Source organism: Sphingomonas sp. AC435 (assembly GCF_979253005.1).
The window spans coordinates 501,428-524,585 of record NZ_CEEDCJ010000002.1 but is presented as its reverse complement, the minus strand read 5'-3'; the positions used below and the strand labels follow the sequence as shown (position 1 = coordinate 524,585).

Below are 23,158 nucleotides of genomic sequence, written 5' to 3'. Positions count from 1 at the left end.
ATGGCCGTCCCGCTAAAGGACGCTTTCCTGCGCGTCAACCCGAAAGACAGAATATTTCATTTAAAGTCTCTTGGGAGAAACTTTCTGATCTCGGCCAGTCAGCGGGTGGCTGGTGCCGGAACCACGTATATTGGCGCTTGGCATAACGGCGCGTCGCCAGCCGCGCCCCCGCGAGTGCCTCTTCCCGGCTCGCATCGCCGGCCAGCATCGCCGCGATTTCCGGCACGCCGATGGCGCGACGGACGGGGGCGTCGGGGGGAATATCGTTGCGTCTCAATAATCTGGCGACTTCCTCGAACGCGCCACCGGCGAACATCGCCGCCAGCCGCGCGTCGCAGCGTGCAATCAGCGCAGCTCGATCAGGAAGCAGGATGAGCGGCTGGAGCGCAACGCGGTCGCCGATCCCGCCGCTGCGTTCCGCCTGCCACGCCGCCAGCGATCGTCCGGTCGACAGAACCACCTCCAGCGCGCGCGCGACTCGGGTGGTGTCGGCGGGTGCGAGGCGGGCGGCGGCGGCGGGGTCGAGCGTCGCCAGCCGATCGTGGGCGACCGCCACGGGCAGGGCGCGTACGTCGGCACGGATCGCCGGATCGATGTCGGGCACCGGAGCAATGCCGTCGAGCAGCGTGCGGATATACAGGCCGGTGCCGCCCGCCAGCACCGGCAGCTTGCCCTCCGCGTGGATCGCGTGGATCGCGGCGGCGGCATCGCCCGCCCAGCGCGCGGCGGAGCAGCTCTCTGCGCCGTCGATATAGCCGAACAGGCGGTGCGGCACGCGTGCCTCGTCCTCCTCCGACGGGCGTGCGCTGAGGATGCGCAGGTCGGCGTAGACCTGACTGGCGTCGGCGTTGACGACCACGCCATCGGCGTGTTCCGCCAGCGCGATCGCGGCGGCGGACTTGCCGCTGGCGGTCGGCCCTGCGATGAGCGCCAGCCTTGGCCGCTCAGCCGCCGGTGGGAGATCGACGATGTTCATGGCGACGCTGATAGCAGCAGAGACGCTCCGGGCGGGAGACGTATCGGTGGCGCTGGACGCGCTGCGTGACGCCGGCTGCGCGCCGGGGGCTTCGACATGGCTGGACGAAGGCGTGGCCGCCGATCTGGTCTTCTCCGCGGAACCCGAGGCGGGCAGGGCGGTGCTCGAAGGGCTGCTGCCCGGCGTCGATGCGATCGTGCAGCCGGCGACCGCGCGCGAGAAGCGGTTGCTGATCGCCGACATGGATTCGACGATGATTACCGTCGAATGCATCGACGAACTGGCGGACTATGCCGGGATCAAGGCGCAGGTTTCGGCCGTGACCGAGGCGGCTATGCGCGGCGAACTGGACTTCGCGGGGGCGCTGGACGCCCGCGTCGCGCTGCTCGCGGGGCTGGACGAGGCGGTGATCGCCCAGTGTCTGGCCGAACGCGTGCGGATCATGCCGGGCGCGAAGCCGCTGGTGCAGACGATGCGGGCGCGGGGCGCGACCTGCGTGCTGGTGTCCGGCGGCTTCACGCGCTTCGCCGAGCCGGTGGCGGCGGAGATCGGTTTCCACCGCGCGATCGCCAACGTGCTGCTCGTCGCGGACGGCAAGCTCACCGGCACCGTTGCGAAGCCGATCGTCGATGCCGGGACAAAGGAGGCGACGCTGGCGGCGGAAACCGCACGCCTCGATCTGTCGCACGGGGATACGCTGGCGGTCGGCGACGGCGCCAACGACCTGCCGATGATCTGCGCGGCGGGGCTGGGCGTGGCGTTTCGCGCCAAGCCGATCGTCGCGGCGGCGGCCGGCGCGCGGGTCGAGAATGCCGACCTGACGGCGCTGCTCTATGCACAGGGCATCGCGCGGGCGGATTGGGTCGGAGTGTAGCCAAACTTTCTACTCCCTCCCCTTCAGGGCAGGGTTGGGGTGGGGCCTCCCCTCAGGCGATGTACTCGCGGCATCGCCCCACCCCAAGCCCCTCCCCTGAAGGGGAGGGGAGAAGATGGTTTTGCGGTGTCAGCTCAAATCACATCTGCGGAACGGCGGATGCCGGAACGAGCCCGTCAAGAACTCTACGGCGCAACCACCACGCACGATGCCGCCACGGCCTTGCACGCGCGCTGTGCCTCCGCCTTGTTCATAAAGCCGGTCGCCTGCAACCGGGTGACCCCGCCGCCCGCTACATAGGCCGGTCCCGCGCCGCCGAGCTTACCGCGAACCTGCCTCCACAATCCCTCCGCATTGCCGCGATCGCGGAAGGCGCCGAGCTGCACCCGCCATGCTCCGGTCTTTGCCGGCGGTCTGGCGACGGTCTTCGGCTCGGCGCGCAGGACCGGCTCACGCAGCACGGAGGCCGGGATCGCGACGGGCTTCACCACAGACGCCGATTTCACGGCTTTCACCGGCGTGGTCGTTGCCACCCCCGGCAGGTCCGGCATCACCGAGCCCACCGCATATTCCTGCGCCAGCGCCAGCCCGCGCTGGCGGTCTTCGGCGGAGACATATTGGTCCATCTGTGCCAGCGTCGTACCTGCCGACTGCAAGCCGGCCTGAGACGCGCGCGTCATCAGCGCATAGGCGCGCGGATAGTCGCGGGGCACGCCGTCGCCGTTGAACAGCATCGTGCCCAGTACGAGTTGCGCGCGCGCCTCGCCGCGGTCGGCGGACTTGAACAGCCACGGCGCGGCCTGTTCCTTGTGGCCCCCCTGGAACAGCGCGAGACCGTAATTGTCCTGTGCCTGCTGATGGCCTTGATCGGCGGCCTTGCGGAACCAGCTTTCCGCCTGCGCCGGGTCGACTGGCACGCCGCGGCCCAGCTTGTACGCCTGCGCCAGATTGAACTGCGCGTCGGGGTCTCCCTGCACCGCCGGTGTCCGCCACTCCTGCACCGCACGCGCATATTCGCCGCGGCCCCACGCATCGACGCCGGTCTTCACATCCGCCGCCGCGGGCGCGGCGGTTATCGTCAGCACCAATGCGGACACCAGTGATGGCAGCAGCTTCGTCATCGTCCGTTCCTCGAGCCCGGTGTACCGTGGTCTTTGGTCAAGATCGCGTTCACCGGCGTTGTTCGTCCGGGGTATTTCTAAAGCGAGAGATTTAACGAGTTATTAGGGACGCGCGTGTCACTTCCCCGATCGACTTACAGGAGTGTCGGGGAACTATGCGCGTTCTCGCGTTGGCATCGCAAAAAGGCGGATCGGGCAAGACCACCTTGTCTGGCCATCTCGCCGTGCAGGCGCAACGCGCCGGCGCAGGACCCGTCGTGCTGATCGATATCGATCCGCAGGGGTCGTTGTCCGAATGGTGGAACGAGCGGGAGGCGGAGTTTCCCGCCTTCGCGCAGACTACCGTGGCACGGCTGGCCGCCGATCTGGAGGTGCTGCGCCAGCAGGGCTTCAAGCTGGCGATGATCGACACGCCGCCGGCGATCACCGTGGCGATCCAAAGCGTCATCCAGGTCGCCGAACTGGTGCTGGTGCCAACGCGTCCCAGCCCGCACGACCTGCGCGCGGTGGGGGCCACGGTCGACATCTGCGACCGTGCGGGCAAGCCGCTGGTGTTCGTCGTCAACGCCGCCACGCCCAAGGCGCGGATTACGTCGGAGGCCGCGGTCGCGCTGTCGCAGCACGGCACGGTCGCACCGATCACGATCCACCAGCGCACCGACTTCGCCGCGTCGATGATCGACGGCCGCACGGTCATGGAAACCGATCCGAACGGCAAATCGGCGGCAGAGGTCGAGGCGCTGTGGACCTATGTCTCCGATCGCCTCGAGAAGAATTTTCGCCGAACCGTATTCGCGGTTCCGGGCACCGTCGGCTTCGGCCAGCGCCCGGCCGCGTCGGGCTTCGGCCGTCGCGTGGTGGGGTAAGGGGCATGAAGCCGCTCGCCTCGCTTTCCTCGCAACTGCTCGCCCGCAAGGGGCAGGCCCGGCCCGCGATGCGCAGCCAGGCCTTCGCCATGTCCCACACGCCGCAGACTATGGCGGTCAGCGCCGACGATCTCGGCTGGAACGACATGGGCGGGGAGCCTGTCGTCGCGGCTGTAGCGGCACCCGAGCCGTCCGTCGTACCCGTCGCGGAAGCGCCCGTGTCGTTGCCCGTCGAAGCGCCGCCGGTGCTGACCGAACGCGCCGTGCTGCGCGAGCGGGTCGAGGCGCGGCCGGTATCGATCGCCACCGCCGCCCGGATCGGGCGCGACAGCGCCGCCCAGACGAAGCGCGGCAAGGCCGCCTTCACGCTGCGCCTCGACACCGATCGACACCTGCGGCTGCGGCTGGCGAGTGCGGTCGCGAACCGCTCGGCGCAGGCGCTGGTCGCCGACGCGCTCGACGCCTTCCTGAACACGATGCCCGAGGTGGAGGCGCTGATCGAACAGCTGCCCGCACCCAAGGCCCGCCGTACCGCCTGATCCGGAGTCGATGACATGAAGACGCGCACGCTGTTCTCGCTCGGCCTCTCGGCGCTGGCGATCGGCACGGTGATGGCGGGCAGCGCCATCGGTGGCGACGCCGCCAAGGGCAGCCCCGCCGATCACGCTCGCAAGGCGGGCAAGGCCCTGGACAAGCATCGCCCCGCGCTCGCGATCGGCGAGGCGGAGGCGGCGGTCGCCGCCGCACCGTCCGTCGCCAATTACCGCGTGCTGCTGGCGAAGAGCTATCTTCAGGCCGGTCGCTTCCAGTCGGCACGCGCAGCCTATGCCGACGCGCTGTCGCTGGCACCGGACGACGGCGCGACCGCGCTGAACCTAGCGCTGATGCAGATCGCGACGGGTGATTTCGCGACGGCGCGCACGACGCTGATCGATCATGCGAACCAGATCGCGTTGGCCGATCGCGGACTGGCGATGGCGCTGGCCGGTGATCCGGCGGGCGGCGTCGCGTTGCTGACGCAGGCTGCGCGCCTGCCGGGGGCAACCGCGACCGTGCGGCAGAACCTCGCGCTGGCGCTGGCGCTGGCCGGTGACTGGACGATGGCGCGGGCCGCCGCGTCCGCCGATCTGTCGCCCGCCGATGTCGACCACCGCATGCAGGAATGGGCCAGCTTCGCGCAGCCCGCCGCCGCGTCCGATCAGGTCGCGACGTTGCTCGGCGTGCATCCGGTCGCCGATAGCGGCCAGCCGGTGACGCTGGCGCTGTCCGCCGCGCCGACGATGACCGCCGCTGCGCCCGAAGCGGCTTCTGTCGCCGAGGCGGAGCCGGTCGAGAAGGTCGTCGCGATCGTCCCTGCCGCGGAGCCGCTGCCCACGCCGCTGCTCGCGCCTGTCGTATTCGGTCCTCGCAAGGAAGTCGTGCAGCCGCTGCCGATGCAGCCGTCGATCCTGATCGCCGCCGACAAGGCGCCCGCCAAGGTGTCCTTCGCTGCGATCCTGCGCCAGCGTGCAGCGGCGCAGCCGGCGGTCCGTTCGGGCGACTGGCAGGTCCAGCTCGGCGCGTTCGGTGCGCCCGGCGTTGCGCGCGACGCGTGGGGACGGATGACGCGGCGCTTTTCCGCACTCGCCGGGCACACGCCTCAGGGGATGATGTTCAAGACCGGCGGCAGCGACTTCTATCGCCTGTCGATCGGCGGGTTCGATCGCACGCAGGCGGTGGCGCTCTGCACGAAATATCGTGCACGCGGCGGTGCCTGTTTCGTTCGCCGCAACGCCGGCGACGCGATGGCGCAGTGGCTGCGGAAGCCGGGCTTGCAGGTCGCCTCGCGCTGATATTCCCGATCGCCTCTCCGAGTGGGGGAGGGCGGGCGCGTTAACCGCTATCCGTCCCATCGCCGGACGGGTGGCGGTTAACCATTTTTGTCGCTGGTCCAATTCGTAAACGGCGCGTTAACACATGCGCCATGAAACGACGCCTTGTCCTGACCAACGAAGCCGCAAGGCATCCCTTCCGCCAGACGCTGCCGCGCGTGCCTGCCGTAGGGGCCGTCCGCAGCGAGGATCACGACTGGAAGCTGTTCCTGCTCAGCTTCGCGGCGTTCTTCACCTGCTTCTACACGTTCCTGATCTGACGGGGCTCAATCGCAGGCGCGGTGGAGCTTCTGCGCGATCCATGCGGACACGAGGCACATGCCCGCCACCAGGAACAGCATGTCCTCCGGCGTGACGCCAAGCCCGGTGATGAACAGCACCGCGACCGCGCCGATCGTCATCGCCCCGGCATTGACGACATTGTTCGCCGCCACCGTCCGCGCGGTCTGATCCTTCTCCACCGTCGTCGTCAGGAACGCGTAGAGCGGCACCACGAACATGCCGCCTGTGACGGCGATCAGCAGCAGCGTCACCAGGATCGGGATCGCGCCCGGCTGCGCCACGAAGCCCGCCCAGCCGTAGAGTTGCCCCGCCGGCGCGGGAGTCCAGTTGCGCGACAGGAACGAGAAGACGCAGACCAACGCGCCCATCGCGATCACCGATACGGGCGAATAGCGGGCCGAAATCCGACCTTTCAGCATCGAGTTGATGACGACGGAGCCGATCGCGACGCCAACCGAAAACACCGCGATCACCGCACTCGCGACACGTTCGTCGGCGGTCAGCACGTTCTTCACCAGCGGCGGGAAGACGATGATGAGGACCGATCCGATCGTCCAGAAGAAGCTGATCGCGCAGATCGCCAGGAACAGCCGCGGGATATGCATCGTCGCGGAAATCAGGCGCCACGACGCGGTGAACGGGTTGTAGTTCAGCTTCAGCGGCGGTCCTTCACGCGGAGCCGGCGGGACGTGACGCCCGGCGAACCAACCGATGATGGCGATCACCAGCACCAGCACCGCCGCACCGTCGATCGAGATCCAGCCGGCGACGACGGTGCCGAGCAGGATTGCCAGATAGGTGCCCGCCTCGACCAGCCCCGTGCCCCCCAGCACGTCGCAGGGGGCGAGGTGTTGCGGCAGGATCGCGTATTTTATCGGCCCGAAGAAGGTCGAGTGCGTACCGAGCAACAGCACCGCGAACAGCATCAACCCGACGCCGAGATTGATGTGCCCCGCCCGCGCGACCACGAGTCCCGCGGCTCCCACCGCCATGATCCCGATCTCCGCCGACTTCACCAGCCGGATGATCCGCGCCTTGTCGTGACTATCAGCCAGCTGGCCGGCCAGCGCGGAGAGCAGGAAGAAGGGAAAAATGGCGATGCCGGTTGCCAGGGCATTGAAATTGGCTTCGTGCTTGGCATCGTCGAAGATCGCGTAAGTTGCGAACAACACCATCGACGTCTTGAACAGATTGTCGTTGAAGGCGCCGAGAAACTGGGTGGTGAACAGAGGCAGGAAGCGGCGCTGCTTCAACAGCCCCAAGGCATTTATCATGACGGACGCCGGCCTCGGTCGTTTACGAACGAACGGCACTTAGCCGAGCGCGCGAGCCCGCGCCATGCTCAATCCGGTTGCGGTTCCGCCATAGGGGGTTAGGAGTCGCCCCCGATGCTGACACTGCCCAACCTGCTGACCCTGTCGCGGATCGTCGCGGTGCCGCTGCTGGTCGGGCTGCTGTGGTGGCCGCACTGGCCGGCCGGCTATGCGCTCGCCTTTGCGCTGTACTGCCTGATGGGCATCACCGATTATTTCGACGGATATCTGGCGCGCAGCAACGGCGCGGTGTCGCGGCTCGGCGTGTTCCTCGATCCGATCGCCGACAAGATCATGGTCGCCGCCGTCATCCTGATGCTGGTGGCGACTCGCGATATCGAGGGGTTCAGCATCGTCGCCGCGCTGATCATCCTGCTGCGCGAGATCGCGGTGTCCGGCCTGCGGGAGTTCCTCGCGCCGCTGCACGTGTCGATGCCGGTGTCGCGGCTCGCCAAATGGAAGACGACGCTGCAACTCGTGTCGCTCGGCGCGCTGATCCTGGGCGGCGCGTTGCCACAGGCGGAGTGGATCAAGGTCGTCGGGCTCGCCAGCCTGTGGGGTGCGGCGGCGCTGACGGCGATCACCGGCTGGGACTATCTGCGCGTCGGCCTGAAGCACATGGATTGAGCGTGATGCGTGTGCTGTATTTCGCCTGGGTCCGTGAAGCTGTCGGTATCGGCCAAGAGGACGTGACCCCGCCGGCGGAGGTCGCAACGGTCGCCGGTCTGATCGACTGGCTCGCCGGCCGCAGCGACGGGCATGCCCGTGCCTTCGCCGATCGCGGCCGGCTGAGGTGCGCGGTGGATCAGGCGTTCGTGGCGCTGGATGCGCCGATCGCAGGGGCGAGGGAGATCGCGATCTTCCCGCCAGTGACGGGCGGTTGATGATCCGCATCCTCGTCTCGCCCGATCCGATCGACATCGCCGCCGAGATGACGCGGGTCGAAGACGGAGTGGGTGCCGTGGCGACCTTCACCGGACTGGTCCGCGCCGACGACGGCGTCGGTACGCTGGAACTGGAACATTATCCGGGCGCGACCGAGGCGGCGCTGCACCGCCTGGCGGAGGAAGCGACCGCGCGCTGGTCGCTGACCGCAGCGACGATCGTCCACCGCGTCGGTGCGATGCATCCGGGCGAGCGGATCGTGTTCGTGGCCGCGGCTGCGGCCCATCGCGGTGCGGCGCTGGAGGCCTGTGCCTATCTGATCGACCGGCTGAAAACCGACGCCCCGTTCTGGAAACGCGAAACGCGCGGTGCCGCGAGTACCTGGGTCGAACCGCGCGCCGCCGACGATACAGCGGCGGCGCGCTGGGGGGCGTGAGCCCGGCATCTTCCTTCAGGGTGACATGCAGTCCTCCCCGGCACGGGGAGGTGGCACGCCGCAGGCGTGACGGAGGGGCAGAAGCAAGCGATGCCGCTCGTGGCTTTCCCTCCACCGCCTCGCGTGCCGGAGATGACTGGGGTGGGGACCCCCCTCCCTCGAGGGGAGGGGAGAGAAACGGCCTAGCCGATCTTGGGCAGGCTGATGCCGTTGGTCGAATGGATCACGCCGTTGGTCTGGCGCAGATCGGGCTTGTCGATGTAGCTCTTGTTGCCGACGGCGTCGGTCAGAAGCACCGAACCTTGATCGATCGTCGCGATCAGCGGCTGGCCGGAGAGCGTCGGGATCGTTGCGCGCCCGCCGCCGGCGGTGATCGCGGCGCGGATCTGCGCCTCGTCCATCGAGCCCGCGACGATGTGGTTCTTCAGGATCGTCGCCAGCGTGGGCGCATTGGCCGGGGCGAGGAAGGCATCGAGCGTGCCCGCGGGCAGGCGCGCGAACGCTCCGTCATCGGGGGCGAAGACCGTGAACGGACCCGGACCGGCGAGCTGCGCCTCGAGCTTCGCGGCCGTCACCAGCTTCAATAGTGTGGCGTGGTTCGGCAGGGTCGGCAGCGCTGCCGCGATCGTGGTGGTGGCGGCCGGTGCCGGTGCGGCGGCGGGTGCCGCAGGAGCGGCCTGCGCCGGAGTGGCCTGACCCGCCGGTGCGGCTTGGCCGCCAGGCGCGGCCTGGCCTGCGGGCGCGGCTTGCGGCGCCGTCTGGGTAGCCTGGGCCGTTTGGGCAGGCGCGGTCATCGGCGTACGGCCGACGGCAGCCTGCGGCGCCACCGCCGTAGCGGTTGCATATGGTACTGCAACGACCGGCGTCGCGATCAGCGCGGTCCCGGCGGCGAGGATGACGCGGACATTCTTGGTCCCGGCATGAAACATTCGATCACTCCCGTGTTGCTCTGCAATATATCATGGAGTTCACAGAACGAATGTGAAGCCGAAATGTCACAAACCCACGATGAAGCGAAGCCGATACAGGATCGATCGTTCGGTCGCGGCTACTCCACGGCGGGGGCGAGGAAGCCGTTCACCGAATACAGGATTCCGTTCGGCCGCCGCACGTCCTCACCGACATAGCCGACATCGCCATCGACATCGGTCAGCGTCAGCGTCGTGCCGGTCAGCGTCACGACCAGCGGATCGCCCGCCAGCGTGACGAGGGTCGCGCGGCCGTTTCCGGCGGCGACGCGCCGCCGCAATTCCACCGGATCGAGAGCGCCGGGTACGATATGGTACGCCACGACCTTCGTCAGCAGCGGCCGGTTCTCCTCCGTCAGCATCGCGGGCACGACCCCCGGCGCCAGCCGCGCATAGGCGTCGTCCTGGGTCGCGAACACCGTCATCGGCGGTGCCGCGGCAAGGCGTGTATCGCCGCTCGCCGCGAGTTGCGCCGAGAAGATCGACAGATCGGGACGCGCGGCGATCTCCGCCGCCAAGTTCCGCTGTTCGGGCGCGAGCACCATCGGCGGCGGTGCGACGACAGGGATCGCCGCAACGCAGCCGGCCAGCGAGCAAAGGGCGGCAAGCGCCGTGAAATGCTTCAAGAATGATCCTTCAATACACCGGCGAGCAGGCGGAAATCGCTCTCGCGCGGCGACGCACGCCGCCACACCAAGGCGATGTGGCGAACGGCGTTCGCGGCATCCAGTGGCCGCGCGGTGACGCTGGTATGGTCGAGAATGCCCGCGTTCACGGCCATCTCGGGCAGCATGGTCACGCCGAGCCCGTTGTCGACCATCTGCACGATCGTGTGCAGCGACGTGCCCATCATCGTCGCCTCCGCCCGCAGTTCCGGACGGTTGCACGCGGACAGCGCATGATCCTTCAGGCAATGCCCGTCCTCCAGCAGCAACAGCCGCGTCTCGTCGATGGCGGCGGCGGGAATGGAGGCGGGCGGTTCGCCCTCGCCCTGCTGGAACGCGACATAGAGCCGGTCGTCGAACAGCGGTTCGGACGCCACCTCTCCGCATGCGAAGGGTAGCGCCAGCAGCACGCAATCGGTGCGGCCGTTGTGCAGGCCCTCGCACGCCGGCCCGCTCGGCTCCTCGCGCAGGAACAGCTTGAGGTCGGGATAGTCACGGCGCAGGCGGGGCAGGATGCGTGGCAGCATGAACGGCGCGATCGTGGGGATGACGCTCATCCGCATCTCGCCGGTCAGCGGCCGGCCGGCGGCACGGGCGAGATCGCCCAGCTCCTCGGCCTCGCGCAGGACGCGCCGCGCCTTGTCGACGATCCGCTCCCCCACCGGCGTGAAGCGCACGACGCGGCGGGTGCGTTCGACCAGCGTCACGCCGATCAGCGTTTCCAGATCGCGCAGGCCGGCGGACAGGGTCGACTGCGTCACGAAGCTGGCATCGGCGGCGCGCCCGAAATGCCCGTGATCGCGCAGGGCGACCAGATATTGCAGCTGCTTGAGGGTCGGCAGGTAGGTTGCGGCCATGCCCGCCGTTAGCCCAGCCCGCCGCGACATTCAAAGGGCAGGGGGGATCAGTGCAGTGCCCGCCACAGGCCGAAGAGGCTGGTGATGATGAGGATCACGCCGACCAGCGCCAGCAACGTCTTGGCTGGCACGCGCTTCGCCAGGATCGCTCCGAATGGCGCGGCGATGACGCCGCCGATCAGCAAGCCGATCGTCGCCACCGTGAACGCCGCCCAGCCGAGTTGCGTGAGGAACGTGATCGAGATCGTCAGCGTCAGGAAGAACTCGACGGTGTTGACGGTGCCGATCGTCGTCCGCGGAGTCGCGCCCTGCACGAGCAGGTTCGACGTCACCACCGGCCCCCAGCCGCCGCCGCCCGCCGCATCGAGGAAGCCGCCGATCAACCCGAGCGGCTCGACGACCTTGGGCTCCTTGTGCTGCGGCGGATAACGGAAGGCGCGGACGAGCAGATAGATGCCGATCCCCGACAGATAGGCGAGGATGAACGGCTTGGCCGCCGCCGCGGAGATGTTCGACAACAGGTATGCGCCGAGCACGCCGCCGATGATGCCGGGGATGACGAGGCGAAAGAACAGCTTCCAGTTCACGTTGCGATGCAGGACATGGCTGACCCCCGACACCGCGGTCGTGAACGTCTCGACGGTATGCACGCCCGCCGACGCCGCCGCGGGCGGAACGCCGATCCACAGCAGGGCGGTGTTGGAGATCACGCCGAACGCCATGCCGAGCGCGCCGTCGACCACCTGCGCGGCGAAACCGATCGCGATGAAGGGCAGGATGGAGGAATAATCGAACGCGGCGAAATCGGGCATGGATGTCCTTTCGTGACCATGAACGTGGCCGGACGCGGCAATATCCACAACAAAGATAGGCTTTCAGCCGAGTCGTGCCGGACGCCGCGATCAGCCCCCGATTGTCGGCCGCGTCTGGATTTCGGCGCGGCGAGCACCTAAATCGCGCGCTGGACGCGCGGAGGACCGCGTGTTTCTTGGAGCGCGCGGAGGGCCGCGCAGGGGACTGGAATGGGCCTTCGCACCTATATCGATTCGATCCGCGCCCGCGATCCGGCCCCGCGCAGCCGCGCGGAGGTGCTGCTGTATCCGGGCGTCTGGGCGCTCGCCGGGCACCGCATCGCGAACCGGCTGTTTCGCGCACGGCTGTTCTTCCTCGCCCGTGCGGTCAACCACTGGACGCGGGCCTGGACCGCGATCGACATCCATCCGGGCGCGACGATCGGCCGCAACTTCTTCATCGACCACGGTTTCGTGGTGATCGGCGAAACCGCGCACATCGGCGACGATGTCACGATCTACCAGTGCGTGACGCTGGGCGGGACCAGTCCGGACAACGGTGTCGGTGGCAAGCGTCACCCGACGGTGATGGACGGCGCGATCATCGGATCGGGCGCGCAGGTGCTGGGGCCGATCACGCTCGGCCGCCGCTCGCGGGTCGGGGCCAATGCGGTGGTGACGCGCGACGTGCCCGAAGGCGCGGTGATGGTCGGTATCCCGGCACGCCCCACCACCGTCGAAGGCGGCGTCGAGCCGCGCGGCCGGTTCGTGCCATACGGTACACCCTGTTCCGAAAATTTCGATCCGCAGACTCAGAAGATGGAAATCCTGCGCTGCGAGGTCGAGCAGCTTCGACGCCGACTCGATTCGCTGCTGGAGGAGCAGGATGCGCATCGCGAGCGTGATCGCGCATGATGGTCGCGGCCTGATGGGCGTCGTGCCGTTTCCCTCGCGAAAGGACGCGCAGGTCGGGTTCGACCGTGCCGAACTCACGCGCATCCTCGACCTGTACGGGCGGATGGTCGCGGCCGGCCACTGGCGCGATTATGCGATCGAGCTTGGGCGGGAGGCGGCGGTGTTCTCCGCCTTCCGGCGCACCGCCGAGCGGCCCGAGATCCGGGTCGAGAAACGTCCGGCGCTACGTCAGCGTCAGGGCATGTGGGCGCTGGTGGGGGAGGCCGGCGCGGTGCTGAAGCGGGGCCACGACCTCGGCCCCGTGCTGGCCCCGGTCGAGCGCCGCCTCATGAAGCTGGTCGAGGAATAGCGGGCGGCAGCCGCTGACCCCAGGCGCCCAGGCCTGCCACGATCGGCTGCCGCATCGTCTGCCAGAAGGCCGACAGGCTCAGCAGCGCGGAGCCGATGACCAGTGCCGTAAGCGCCGCGCTCAACTCGACCGCGCCCGACTGGCGGATGATCGCCGCCATTGCGTACAGCACATAGGCGAGGCCGGACACGAGCAGTGCGCGCCGGTCCGTCGCCAGCGCCACCACCGCAAACGCCACGTACAGGATCAGCACGACCGCGGCGGTGCCGACGCCCATATCGCCCTCGAACACGCCGAGCAGGTTGAACAGCGAGTGGGCGATCATCGGTGCGGCGGCGAGATGAAGCCAGAACGCGACGTCCGCGCGCCGCGTCCGCCGCTCTCGGTCGGACAGGTCCCAGCGCATGGCGAAGGCGAACACCCCAAGCCCGCCGACGAGCAACGCCGCCCACGCCACGCTCATGACCGAGGGTAGGATCGCGACGACGATCGACACCGCGACGGCGACCACGGCTGCTGCGCCCGCCGCGATCGTGATCGGCACGTGGAACCGCCGCCAGTGCAGCCAGGTCGCGCCGACCGTCAGCGCTGCGGTGATCGCGCCGAGTCCCGCCTGCAACCGTTCATAGGAAACGGCGCGGGGAGCACCTTCCAAGACGACCTGAGGCTGGGCGTCGACGGCGCCGATGGCCTCCAGCCCTATGAAAAGCGCCATGCCGACGAACCCTGCCACACCGCCCGCAAAGGCCAACAGCAGCAGGATGCTGGGCAGCGCCATGCGGCGAACGCGGGTGAAATACTCCGCCAGCCCCCAGGAGGTGGCGGCGATGGCCAGCGCCGACAGCGGCGACCAGAGCGCATCGCCGACCTGCCACATCGCGACCAGCAACAGCACGATGGCGATCGCGACAAAGATGTCGTTGAAGCCGGTGATCAGCCGGAACTGCTCCTCGTCCGCGGCCGGCGTGGCGCGACGCAGGGCTACGAACCCTCGGAAAGACTCCGCCGAGGCGGCTGACAGCACGCCCGCGGTGACCGCCTCGTCGATTTCGGCTTCGCTATACATCGTCGCTTCCCCTTGGGAGCAGCGTAGCGACGGCCCGTGCCGCGGACAATGACGTTCGCCCACGAAAAAGGGCGCCCCGCTTATCGCGGGACGCCCTGATCGATCAGGCTGGTGCGACCTTACTTGCCGCCGCGCTGACGGCACTTGTCGTACTGGCCCTTCTTGCAGACCGGGTAGCTTTCCAGCGGCGCGGGGGCCGGGAATGCCTGTGCCGGGCTGGCCGAAGGCTGGAACACCACCGGTGCGCCGGGCGCACCCGAAGCGGTCGGCGGCGTCTGCGGTGCGTAGCCGCCGACGGGATCGCCGCCCGTGCTCATGCCCGACGGAGCCGAATTGGTCTGCGCGGGGGCGGGAGCCGGCGCGGCTGCGGCGGCCGGATCGGTCGCGGCACCCGTGTCCGGCGTCTGCTGCGTCATCGCTGGATCCGCGGCGGCGGGAGCGGCCTGATCCGCCGGTGCGGTCTGGTCGGCCGGTGCCGTGGTCGTCGCTGCGCCGGAGGTCGTCGGCGAACTGGTGCCGGTGGAGCCCGAGGTCTGGGCGATGACCGGAGCAGCGATCAGGGCCGTGGCGGCCAAGAGGATGAACTTCATAGGAGTCTCCTGAAATCTGAAGCGCGAATTTTCGAAACACGCAGGCGACCCAACGCCCCAACTTCGAGTTCGCTCCTTCGTTTCGCAACCGATTCCAACAGCCGTGTCTACGCCGTTACCTTTAGCCTTCTGAATCAAGCGAATAACCGGCCGATCGGACGGTGCGGATAATATCCGGCCGGTCGCCGATATTGATTGCCTTGCGCAGCCGGCGGATATGCACGTCGACGGTGCGGCTCTCGATATCGCTGTCGTGCCCCCACACCGCGTCGAGCAGCCGCTCGCGCGAGAACACCCAGCCCGGATGCTCCAGGAAATGCTTCAGCAACCGGAATTCCGTAGGGCCGAGCGGTACCATCTCGCCCCCGCGCTTCACCTTGTGGCCGACCGTGTCCATCTCGATGTCGGCATAGGTCAGCGCCTCGCCCGCCAGCGCGGGACGAACGCGGCGCAGCACCGCACCGACGCGCGCGACGAGTTCGCGCGGGGAGAAGGGCTTGGTCACGTAATCGTCTGCGCCGGTTTCCAGCCCGCGGACCCGGTCCTCTTCCTCGCCGCGGGCGGTGAGCATGATGATCGGCACGTTCTGCGTCTCGGGGGCACGGCGCAGGCGGCGGCACACCTCGATCCCCGACAGCCCCTCGACCATCCAGTCGAGCAGCACGATGTCGGGCGCGGCCTCGCGTGCGAGCAGCAGCGCCTCCTCGCCGTCGGGCGTATGCACGACCTCGAAATCCTCGCGCCGGAAATGGAATGTCAGGAGCTCCGCCAGCGCGGCATCATCCTCGACCAACAGCATCTTGACCCGTGCCATGTCGTTCAGACCTCTCTGCCGCCGCGTTCGCGTTCGACCATCTGGGTGCCGGTGGCGGCGAAATAGACCATCTCTGCGACGTTCGTCGCATGATCGCCGATGCGTTCCAGGTTCTTCGCGACGAACAACAGGTGCGCGACCTGGCTGATCGTCTTCGGATTCTCGACCATGTGGGTCACGAGCGTCCGGAAGATGCTGTCGTAGAAATCGTCGAGCGCGGTGTCGCTTTCGCAGACGCGCACCGCGCCCTCGGCATCGCGCGCGGCGAAGGCGTCGAGCGCGTCGCGCACCATTTCGGACGCCATCCGGCCCATCGCCGGCAGGATCGAGATCGGCTCGATCCGGTGATCGCTTTCGATCAGCGGCACGCGCTTGGCGATGTTCTTCGCGTAGTCGCCGATCCGCTCGACCACGCCCGCGATCTTCAGCGCCGCGACGACCTCGCGCAGGTCGTTCGCCATCGGTGCGCGCAACGCGATGATGCGGACGGCCATGCGTTCGACCTCCGCCTCGATCGTGTCGATCGCCTTGTCGCCGCTGCGTACCTCGACCGCGAGATCGAGGTCGCTGCGCTGGAGCGCGCGCATAGCCTTTTCGATGGCGTCCTCGGCCAGCCCGCCCATTTGGCTGATGAGGCCGCGCAACTGCCCGATATCGTTGTCGAAAGCCTTGACGGTATGGTCGTTCATGGCGGTTCCCCACTCAGCCGTAACGGCCGGTGATATAGTCCTTTGTGCGCTCCTGGCGCGGATTGGTGAAGATGTCGGAGGTGCGTCCGAACTCGACCAGCGTGCCGAGGTGGAAGAACGCCGTCCGCTGCGACACGCGCGCCGCCTGCTGCATGTTGTGCGTGACGATCGCAATCGCGTAGCGGCCGCGCAGCTCGTGGATCAGCTCCTCGATCTTGGCGGTCGCGATCGGGTCGAGCGCGCTGCACGGCTCGTCCATCAGGATCACTTCGGGATCGACGGCGATCGCGCGGGCGATGCACAGCCGCTGCTGCTGGCCACCCGACAGCGCGGTGCCGCTGTCCGACAGCCGCTCCTTCACCTCCGCCCACAGCCCGGCGCGGGTCAGCGAGCGTTCGACGATCCCGTCCATGTCCGACTTCGACTGCGCCAGCCCGTGGATGCGCGGGCCATAGGCCACGTTCTCGTAGATCGACTTCGGGAACGGGTTCGGCTTCTGGAAGACCATGCCGACCCGCGCGCGCAACTGCACCACGTCCATGTCGGGCGCGTAGATGTCGTGCCCGTCGAGCCGGATATCGCCCTCGACCCGCGCCGACGCGACGGTGTCGTTCATGCGGTTGAGCGTGCGCAGGAACGTGGACTTGCCGCAGCCGGACGGGCCGATGAAGGCGACGACCTCGTCCTGGTCGATGTCGATCGACACGTCGTCGATCGCGCGTTTCGTGCCGTAGTGCACGGTCACGTGGCTGGCGGTCATCTTGGGAGGCGTGTTGCTCATCACCAGCGGGTCTCGAAACGGTTGCGGAGATAGATGGCGAGGCCGTTCATCGCGAGCAGGAACACCAGCAATGCGATGATCGCCGCGGAGGTCTTCTCCACGAAGCCGCGATCCACCTGATCGGACCAGAGGAAGATCTGTACCGGCAGCACCGTTGCCGGATCGGTCAGCCCACGCGGCGGCGCGGCGATGAACGCGCGCATGCCGATCAGCAGCAACGGCGCGGTCTCGCCCAGCGCCCGCGCCATGCCGATGATCGTGCCGGTCAGGATACCGGGCAGGGCGAGTGGCAGAACGTGGTGGAACACGACCTGGATGGGCGATGCCCCGATACCCAGCGCGGCATCGCGAATCGACGGCGGCACCGCCTTGATCGCATTGCGCCCGGCGATGACGATCACCGGCATCGTCATCAGCGCCAGCGTCAGCCCGCCGACGATCGGCGCGGAGCGCGGCAGCCCGAACGTTCCGAGGAACACGGCGAGGCCCAGCAGGCCGAAGATGATCGACGGCACCGCGGCGAGATTGTTGATCGACACCTCGATGATGTCGGTCCAGCGGTTCCGCGGCGCATATTCCTCGAGGTACAGGGCCGACAGCACACCGATCGGGAAGGCGAGCAGCAGCGTGACGAGCATCGTCAGCAGCGACCCCTTGAACGCACCCCAGATGCCGACGCGCGTCGGATCGGTCGAGTCGGCGCTGTCGAGGAAGCCGGTGTTGAGCGACCGCGACAGCACCCCACGCGGCGTCAGCCGGGCGACCAGCGCCTCCGCCTCGGGCGCTCCCTTGCCCTTGTAGGCGACGTCGATCGGGCTGGCGACGGGCAGGTCGAACGTCGCACGGCGTGTCAGCAGCGAGGGATCGGCCTTGATCGCCTCCCGCACCGTCAGCCACGCGCCACCGGACAGCAGGTCGTCCCCGTCCTTGCCATAGGCGCGCGATGCGGCGGTATCCACGATCCCTTCGAGGCCCGCCCCCGCCAGCGCGAGATCGGCGCCGCGTCCGTCGAGCTGCGCCGGCGTCACCGCCAGCTTCGCCGTGCCGAGATCGACCGGAACCGTCACGCGCGTCTCGGTAAAGCCGCCGATCCCCTGCCACAGCATCGTCGCAAGGAGGAACGCGAGGAACCCGGCCGACAGCGTCACCGCGGCAAGGCCCATCAGCCGGAAACGACGCTCCGCGGCATAGCGGCGGCGGATGCGGCCCTGCATCGCGCCCGTCGTCCAGTCGGTCGGGACGCGCTGCACCGGCTCGTCCGGGCCGGTCGGAAGCTGGGCGACCAGAGACTTACTCATACGCCTCCCGATATTTCTTCACGACGGTCAGCGCGACGATGTTGAGCAGCAGCGTGACGACGAACAGCGTCAGGCCGAGCGCGAAGGCGGCGAGCGTCTTGGGGCTGTCGAACTCCGCCTCGCCGGTCAGCAGGTCGACGATCTGCCGCGTGACGGTGGTGGTGCTGGCGAACGGGTTGAGCGTCAGCGTGGCGACGCCGGATGCGGCCATGACCACGATCATCGTCTCCCCCACCGCGCGGCTGATCGCCAGCAGGACGCCGCCGACGACGCCGGGCAGGGCGGCGGGCAGCATGACCTTGCGGATCGTCTCCGAACTGGTCGCACCCATCGCCAGACTGCCGTCGCGCATCGAACTGGGTACGGCGGCGAGGCTGTCGTCCGCCATCGACGACACGAACGGGATGATCATCACGCCCATCACCAGCCCGGCGGCGAGCGCGCTTTCGGACGAGGCCCAGCTGATCCCCATCGCCACCGCCAGATCGCGCACCGCCGGCGCGACGGTCAGCGCCGCGAAATAGCCGTAGACGACGGTCGGCACGCCCGCGAGCACCTCCAGGATCGGTTTCATCCAGCGGCGGGTGCGCGGCGCAGCGTATTGGGTCAGGTAGATCGCGCTCATCAGCCCGAACGGGATCGCGACGATCATCGCGATCACCGCGCCGATGAAGAACGTGCCCCAGAACAGCGGCACCGCGCCCAGCGACGCGCCCGGATCGCGCGCGTCGATCACCTGCGGGCTCCAATGGGTGCCGAACAGGAATTCGTGGACAGGCACGACCTGAAAGAAGCGGCCCGCCTCCCAAACGAGCGACAACACGATACCGATCGTCGTCAGGATCGCGATCAGCGACGCCGCCAGCAGCGCGCCCATCACGATCCGTTCGACGCGGGTGCGCGCCGCGAAGCCCGGCTTCGACCGGGTCCACGCGAACGCGCCGCCGGCGAACGCCAGCAGCAGCGCGATGGCCGTGGCGATCCAGTCGTACCGGTCCTGCGCCGCGGCGTAAGCGGGCGCGAGCAGGCGGGCGAGGCCGTGGAACGCGCCGTACGCGCGCCCCGCGCCAAGCTCCCGCGCTTCCGACAGGATCGCCGCACGATCGAAACCGGGCGGCGGCAGTTGCGCGGCGGCGGGCGTCGACAACACGGCGTCGGTGACGAGCGCGGGCGCGACCGTCGACCAGATTGCGAGGAAGATCAGCGGCGGCACGATCGTCCACAGCGCGACGTACCAGCCGAAATGACCGGGCAGCGAACTGAACCGCTGGCCCGCGACCTTGAACCGTGCCGCGCGGGCACGCGCGGTCAGCCAGCCGATCAGCGACAGCCCGACGAGGATGAACAGCAGCGCGGTCGCGGGCATCAGTGCAGCTCCGCCGGGTCGAGCGGGATGCGCTCCGCGATCACCCGCGCGGCGTTGGCGCGCACTGAATCCGGCGCGGCGATCAGGCCGCGGCGCACCAGCGGGCCATCCGGACCCCAGAGAGTGGTGTACAACGTCAGCAGGTCGGCCAGACCCGGAATCGCGCTCAGATGCGCCTTCTTGACGTACAGGTATAACGGCCGCGATCCCGGATAACGCCCGTCGGCGATGGCGGCATAGCTCGGTGCGATGCCGTCGATCGCGACTCCGTTCACCGCGTCGCGATTCTCTTCGAGATAGCTATAGCCGAACACCCCCAGGGCGGCGGGGTTCGACTGCAGCTTCTGGACGATGAGGTTGTCGTTCTCGCCCGCATCGACATACGCCCCGTCCTCGCGGACGCGGGTGCAGAGCGCCTTGTGCGCGTCGGGATCGGACTTCGCCAGTGGCTTGGCGGACGCGTCGAACGCCTCGCAGCCCTTGGTCATGATGAGTTCGGCCAGCGCGTCGCGGGTGCCGCTGGTCGCGGGCGGGCCGTACACCTGGATCGGAACCGCGGGCAGCGCCGGGTTGACGTCGCGCCACGTCGCCGCCGTGTTGGGCTTGCCGCCCGGATTGGCGGCGATCGCACGGTAGATGTCGGTTGGCGTGAGCTGCATCTTGGGGCCGTTCCTGGCCTCTGCGAAGGCGATGCCGTCGATCCCGACCTGGATTTCGAGGATGTCGCGCGCGCCGTTCTTCGCGCAATCCTTATACTCGCTCGCCTTCATCCGGCGCGATGCATCCTCGATATCGGGATGGGCCGCACCGATGCCCGCGCAGAACAGCTTCATGCCCGCGCCGGTGCCGGTCGATTCGATCACCGGCGCCTTCGCGTCCGGGTTCGCGGCGACGTAGCGTTCCGCGACCATCGTGGTGAAGGGGTAGACGGTGGAGGAGCCGACAGCACTGATCTGGTCCCGGGCACCGCCGCCGCCGCCATTCGCCTGATCGCGGCAGGCACCCGCCAACAGGGGCAAAATCGCCAGCGCGAGATGTAGCGCGCGCCGCGCCGCCCTGTTCGTCACGCACGGCCCTCTGTGACATCGTTGTTACGTGGTGATGACAGGGCGGCCGGCGCGGCGGGCAGCGTCACGGCCATCGTCGTGCCGACGCCGACCCGGCTGGAGATGTCGAGCCGTCCGCGATGCCGCTCCACGACATGCTTGACGATCGCGAGGCCCAGCCCGGTGCCGCCCAGCGAACGGCTGCGCCCGGCATCGACGCGATAGAAGCGTTCGGTCAGGCGCGGCAGGTGCTCGGGTGCGATACCGTCGCCCTGATCGACGACCGACAGCCGCGCGCCCCCGCCCGCGTCCGGCTCCAGCCGCACCTCGACCGGGGTTCCCGGCCGCCCGTACTTCATCGCATTGCCGACGAGGTTGTGCAGCATCTGCGACAGTTGCGCGCGGTCGCCGACGATGTCGGGGATGCCCGAAACGGCGATGCAGGAGACGTCGGCGGCACGCGGCGCGCCCGATCGCTTCAGTTCGGCGCAGACCTCGTCCACCAGTTCGCCGAGCGCCACCGGCTGGTCCGGCAGGCGATAGCGTTCGGCCTCGATCCGCGACAGCGACAACAGGTCCTCGACCAGCCGCTGCATCCGCCGCGCCTCGTCCATCATGATCCGCAGGAAGCGGTGGCGGATCGCGGGGTCGTCGCCCGCCTCGTCGTCCAGCGTTTCGACATAGCCGAGGATCGACGCCAGCGGCGTTCGCAGTTCGTGGCTGGCGTTGGCGACGAAATCGACGCGCATCCGCTCCGTTGCGGCATTCTCGCTGCGGTCCGACAGATGCACGACGCGCATCCCGTCGTCGGCCGCCGCCAGCCGCATCTGCCAGCGCGCGTCCTGTGCGCCGACGCCGACCAGCTCCACCGTCTGATCGCGCTGAGACGCCAGCGCGGCGGCGGCGGCGGGATGGCGGACGGCGACGCGCGCATCCTCGCCGACGATATGCTCGCCCAGCAGCGCGCGGGCGGCGAGGTTGGCACGGACGACGCGGCCCGATCTCAGCAGCAGCAGCGGTTCCGCCACCGCGTCCAGCATCGCACCGACGGAGGGGCTGGCGATCAGGTCCGGCGGCGGGGCCGGCGGTGCCACCGCAACCTCGCGGTGGCCGCTGATCGCGACCAGCATCGCCGCGATCCCCCCGACCAGTGCCGCCGCCGCGCCGCTCAGCGGATCGGCGATGATGTAGACGGCGACGGCGGTCGCGCCTGCGACGATGACCGCCCAGGGCAGGCGGGGATTTGATTCGGCGATCATAGGCTCCGGGTCTTACCCGCGCCCGCGCCACCACACCAACGCGGCGCCGACCGCACCCACCGCCAGCCCGATGAGGAAGCCCGGCGTCGCCTCGCCGACGAAGAAGCCGATGGCGGTACCGATCATCGCGCCGAGCGCGACGAGGAAGCCGCCGGCCGTGCTTCCGGCGCGTGCTCCGGAGCGGGGAGAGGGAGGAGGAATCGTCATGCCGATCGTCGTCGCACGTCCCGTTGCGGGACGCCAGCGTGCCGGATCGGGACACTCGGGACGGTCCGGCGAGGGGCGGTTTACCAACGCGACGGGCCGAGTCCGGCGCTCTGGCCAATCCGGCACGGACTTTGTTAGGGGGTTGGCGATGCTTACCTTTCCGTACCTGGCGAATGCCGCCGAAGTGGCCGCGGCGGCCGATCTGTTGTCGTCGTTCGGCGAGGAAGCGGGGGCCGAGGCCGCCCTGCGGGCCGCACGCAGTCGCGATCTGGGCAACCACATCCATTTTTGCCGGTGGCGTCAGATCGAACGTCTGATCGCCGTGATGCGCTCCGAACAGGCGGTCGGCACCGTTCATTGAACGAACGGCGATTTCTTAGTGCGGCGACAACCATTTAGCGGCTAGGACCGCAAATGTGTTGGCGTTGGGAGCTAGAGCGATGCGCCGTCGGCGGGTGCTGATTGTCGACGATTCGCTCACGATCTGTGCGATGATCGAAACGCTGCTGACGAAGCAGCGCGATATGGAGGTCGTCGGCGTCATCGAGCGCCCGGAAGAGGCCATGGCAGCGGTGTCGCGGCTGGAGCCGGACGTGCTGACGCTCGATCTAGCGATGCCGGGCCTCGACGGACTGTCGCTGCTCGCCACGCTGATGCGGCGGCGGCCGATGCCCGTCGTCATCCTGTCGTCGGCCATCGTCCAGGACGCGGAGATTGCCAAGCAGGCGATCGCGCTGGGAGCGTCGGCGTGCTTCGACAAGAGCCGGCTGATCGCCAACGCCGATCGGTTTGTGTCGATCGTACGCACCGCCCGCTGCGGCAAGGTCAAGGTGGCGGCAGCCTAACGGCATCTGCCGGATGCCCGCATTCCCT

Annotated in this window: 29 protein-coding genes; 12 read left to right on the top strand and 17 right to left on the bottom strand. The window is 68.6% G+C overall.

Going from position 1 to position 23,158, the window contains the following annotated elements:
* Window positions 1-34 precede the first annotated feature (34 nt).
* Window positions 35-976, bottom strand: coding sequence for a tRNA (adenosine(37)-N6)-dimethylallyltransferase MiaA (gene miaA, locus AC0CH8_RS06140; RefSeq protein ID WP_465239119.1), 942 nt, complete (start codon window positions 974-976; stop codon window positions 35-37).
* On the opposite strand from miaA, the gene serB reads away from it, so the two are divergent.
* Window positions 969-1,850: a phosphoserine phosphatase SerB gene (gene serB / locus AC0CH8_RS06135; RefSeq protein WP_465239118.1), complete on the top strand. Its 882-nt coding sequence runs from the start codon at window positions 969-971 to the stop codon at window positions 1,848-1,850. The genes miaA and serB overlap by 8 nt on opposite strands.
* A 185-nt stretch (window positions 1,851-2,035) precedes the next feature.
* Here the strand turns inward: serB and AC0CH8_RS06130 are convergent, their stop codons facing one another.
* Complete coding sequence (locus AC0CH8_RS06130; RefSeq protein ID WP_465239117.1) at window positions 2,036-2,971, bottom strand: SPOR domain-containing protein; 936 nt, start codon at window positions 2,969-2,971, stop codon at window positions 2,036-2,038.
* 155 nt (window positions 2,972-3,126) lie between these two features.
* On the opposite strand from AC0CH8_RS06130, the gene AC0CH8_RS06125 reads away from it, so the two are divergent.
* The 4 genes from AC0CH8_RS06125 (at window position 3,127) to AC0CH8_RS06110 (ending at window position 5,968) form a co-directional block, all read left to right on the top strand.
* On the top strand, window positions 3,127-3,837 hold the full coding sequence (locus tag AC0CH8_RS06125) for an AAA family ATPase (protein WP_465239116.1): 711 nt from the start codon (window positions 3,127-3,129) through the stop codon (window positions 3,835-3,837).
* 5 nt (window positions 3,838-3,842) lie between these two features.
* The gene (locus tag AC0CH8_RS06120; protein ID WP_465239115.1) at window positions 3,843-4,376 is read left to right on the top strand and encodes a hypothetical protein; all 534 of its coding nucleotides are present in this window, start codon (window positions 3,843-3,845) and stop codon (window positions 4,374-4,376) included.
* Window positions 4,377-4,391: 15 nt separating this feature from the next.
* On the top strand, window positions 4,392-5,669 hold the full coding sequence (locus AC0CH8_RS06115; RefSeq protein ID WP_465239114.1) for an SPOR domain-containing protein: 1,278 nt from the start codon (window positions 4,392-4,394) through the stop codon (window positions 5,667-5,669).
* 131 nt (window positions 5,670-5,800) lie between these two features.
* A complete protein-coding gene (locus AC0CH8_RS06110; protein WP_465239113.1) occupies window positions 5,801-5,968 on the top strand; it encodes a hypothetical protein in 168 nt (55 codons plus the stop codon).
* A gap of 6 nt (window positions 5,969-5,974) precedes the next feature.
* On the opposite strand, the gene AC0CH8_RS06105 is transcribed toward AC0CH8_RS06110, so the two are convergent.
* Window positions 5,975-7,264 (bottom strand): MFS transporter, encoded by a 1,290-nt coding sequence (locus AC0CH8_RS06105; protein ID WP_204195535.1) that lies wholly within the window; start codon window positions 7,262-7,264, stop codon window positions 5,975-5,977.
* A 114-nt stretch (window positions 7,265-7,378) separates the two neighbouring features.
* Between AC0CH8_RS06105 and pgsA the strand changes: the two genes are divergently transcribed.
* The 3 genes from pgsA to AC0CH8_RS06090 are packed head-to-tail and all read left to right on the top strand — an operon-like array spanning window position 7,379 to window position 8,624.
* Entirely contained in the window at window positions 7,379-7,930 is a 552-nt protein-coding gene (gene pgsA, locus AC0CH8_RS06100) for a CDP-diacylglycerol--glycerol-3-phosphate 3-phosphatidyltransferase (protein ID WP_204195534.1), read from the top strand.
* 5 nt (window positions 7,931-7,935) lie between these two features.
* Complete coding sequence (moaD, locus tag AC0CH8_RS06095) at window positions 7,936-8,187, top strand: molybdopterin converting factor subunit 1 (protein ID WP_211534395.1); 252 nt, start codon at window positions 7,936-7,938, stop codon at window positions 8,185-8,187.
* A complete protein-coding gene (locus AC0CH8_RS06090) occupies window positions 8,187-8,624 on the top strand; it encodes a molybdenum cofactor biosynthesis protein MoaE (RefSeq protein ID WP_204195532.1) in 438 nt (145 codons plus the stop codon). The genes moaD and AC0CH8_RS06090 overlap by 1 nt, the downstream gene beginning before the upstream one ends.
* A 182-nt stretch (window positions 8,625-8,806) precedes the next feature.
* On the opposite strand, the gene AC0CH8_RS06085 is transcribed toward AC0CH8_RS06090, so the two are convergent.
* The 4 genes from AC0CH8_RS06085 to AC0CH8_RS06070 all read right to left on the bottom strand — a co-directional run bounded on the left by AC0CH8_RS06085 (window position 8,807) and on the right by AC0CH8_RS06070 (window position 11,926).
* The gene (locus AC0CH8_RS06085; protein ID WP_465239112.1) at window positions 8,807-9,553 is read right to left on the bottom strand and encodes a fasciclin domain-containing protein; all 747 of its coding nucleotides are present in this window, start codon (window positions 9,551-9,553) and stop codon (window positions 8,807-8,809) included.
* Window positions 9,554-9,672: 119 nt separating this feature from the next.
* On the bottom strand, window positions 9,673-10,218 hold the full coding sequence (locus tag AC0CH8_RS06080; RefSeq protein ID WP_465239111.1) for a fasciclin domain-containing protein: 546 nt from the start codon (window positions 10,216-10,218) through the stop codon (window positions 9,673-9,675).
* Window positions 10,215-11,114 carry a hydrogen peroxide-inducible genes activator gene (locus tag AC0CH8_RS06075; protein WP_204195529.1) on the bottom strand — a complete coding sequence of 300 codons (900 nt, stop codon included), beginning with the start codon at window positions 11,112-11,114 and terminating at the stop codon, window positions 10,215-10,217. Before AC0CH8_RS06075 ends, AC0CH8_RS06080 begins: the two co-directional genes overlap by 4 nt.
* Before the next feature lie 47 nt (window positions 11,115-11,161).
* Complete coding sequence (locus AC0CH8_RS06070) at window positions 11,162-11,926, bottom strand: sulfite exporter TauE/SafE family protein (RefSeq protein ID WP_204195528.1); 765 nt, start codon at window positions 11,924-11,926, stop codon at window positions 11,162-11,164.
* Between the two features lie 210 nt (window positions 11,927-12,136).
* Between AC0CH8_RS06070 and epsC the strand changes: the two genes are divergently transcribed.
* Both epsC and AC0CH8_RS06060 read left to right on the top strand, forming a co-directional pair.
* The gene (gene epsC / locus AC0CH8_RS06065; protein WP_204195527.1) at window positions 12,137-12,820 is read left to right on the top strand and encodes a serine O-acetyltransferase EpsC; all 684 of its coding nucleotides are present in this window, start codon (window positions 12,137-12,139) and stop codon (window positions 12,818-12,820) included.
* Window positions 12,821-12,833: 13 nt separating this feature from the next.
* Window positions 12,834-13,169, top strand: coding sequence for a DUF2794 domain-containing protein (locus AC0CH8_RS06060; protein WP_239474097.1), 336 nt, complete (start codon window positions 12,834-12,836; stop codon window positions 13,167-13,169).
* Here the strand turns inward: AC0CH8_RS06060 and AC0CH8_RS06055 are convergent.
* From AC0CH8_RS06055 to AC0CH8_RS06010, 10 genes are all read right to left on the bottom strand, one after another.
* Complete coding sequence (locus AC0CH8_RS06055; RefSeq protein ID WP_465239110.1) at window positions 13,147-14,235, bottom strand: hypothetical protein; 1,089 nt, start codon at window positions 14,233-14,235, stop codon at window positions 13,147-13,149. The genes AC0CH8_RS06060 and AC0CH8_RS06055 overlap by 23 nt on opposite strands.
* A 119-nt stretch (window positions 14,236-14,354) precedes the next feature.
* Window positions 14,355-14,825 carry a hypothetical protein gene (locus AC0CH8_RS06050; protein ID WP_465239109.1) on the bottom strand — a complete coding sequence of 157 codons (471 nt, stop codon included), beginning with the start codon at window positions 14,823-14,825 and terminating at the stop codon, window positions 14,355-14,357.
* A gap of 121 nt (window positions 14,826-14,946) precedes the next feature.
* Window positions 14,947-15,639 carry a phosphate regulon transcriptional regulator PhoB gene (phoB, locus tag AC0CH8_RS06045; protein WP_055845339.1) on the bottom strand — a complete coding sequence of 231 codons (693 nt, stop codon included), beginning with the start codon at window positions 15,637-15,639 and terminating at the stop codon, window positions 14,947-14,949.
* Between the two features lie 5 nt (window positions 15,640-15,644).
* Window positions 15,645-16,328 carry a phosphate signaling complex protein PhoU gene (gene phoU / locus AC0CH8_RS06040; RefSeq protein WP_204195523.1) on the bottom strand — a complete coding sequence of 228 codons (684 nt, stop codon included), beginning with the start codon at window positions 16,326-16,328 and terminating at the stop codon, window positions 15,645-15,647.
* Window positions 16,329-16,341: 13 nt separating this feature from the next.
* Complete coding sequence (gene pstB / locus AC0CH8_RS06035) at window positions 16,342-17,109, bottom strand: phosphate ABC transporter ATP-binding protein PstB (RefSeq protein WP_465239108.1); 768 nt, start codon at window positions 17,107-17,109, stop codon at window positions 16,342-16,344.
* Window positions 17,109-18,407 (bottom strand): phosphate ABC transporter permease PstA, encoded by a 1,299-nt coding sequence (pstA, locus tag AC0CH8_RS06030; protein WP_465239107.1) that lies wholly within the window; start codon window positions 18,405-18,407, stop codon window positions 17,109-17,111. Before pstA ends, pstB begins: the two co-directional genes overlap by 1 nt.
* Complete coding sequence (pstC, locus tag AC0CH8_RS06025; protein ID WP_465239106.1) at window positions 18,400-19,773, bottom strand: phosphate ABC transporter permease subunit PstC; 1,374 nt, start codon at window positions 19,771-19,773, stop codon at window positions 18,400-18,402. The genes pstA and pstC overlap by 8 nt, the downstream gene beginning before the upstream one ends.
* Window positions 19,773-20,801: a substrate-binding domain-containing protein gene (locus AC0CH8_RS06020; RefSeq protein ID WP_465239165.1), complete on the bottom strand. Its 1,029-nt coding sequence runs from the start codon at window positions 20,799-20,801 to the stop codon at window positions 19,773-19,775. Before AC0CH8_RS06020 ends, pstC begins: the two co-directional genes overlap by 1 nt.
* A gap of 35 nt (window positions 20,802-20,836) precedes the next feature.
* Window positions 20,837-22,078: a sensor histidine kinase gene (locus AC0CH8_RS06015; protein WP_465239105.1), complete on the bottom strand. Its 1,242-nt coding sequence runs from the start codon at window positions 22,076-22,078 to the stop codon at window positions 20,837-20,839.
* 12 nt (window positions 22,079-22,090) lie between these two features.
* Window positions 22,091-22,285 carry a hypothetical protein gene (locus AC0CH8_RS06010; RefSeq protein WP_204195517.1) on the bottom strand — a complete coding sequence of 65 codons (195 nt, stop codon included), beginning with the start codon at window positions 22,283-22,285 and terminating at the stop codon, window positions 22,091-22,093.
* On the opposite strand from AC0CH8_RS06010, the gene AC0CH8_RS06005 reads away from it, so the two are divergent.
* Window positions 22,284-22,646, top strand: a complete 363-nt coding sequence (locus tag AC0CH8_RS06005) for a hypothetical protein (protein ID WP_465239104.1) — start codon at window positions 22,284-22,286, stop codon at window positions 22,644-22,646. The two genes, AC0CH8_RS06010 and AC0CH8_RS06005, sit on opposite strands and share 2 nt — an antisense overlap.
* A 79-nt stretch (window positions 22,647-22,725) precedes the next feature.
* Window positions 22,726-23,130, top strand: a complete 405-nt coding sequence (locus tag AC0CH8_RS06000; RefSeq protein WP_204195515.1) for a response regulator — start codon at window positions 22,726-22,728, stop codon at window positions 23,128-23,130.
* Window positions 23,131-23,158 lie beyond the last annotated feature (28 nt).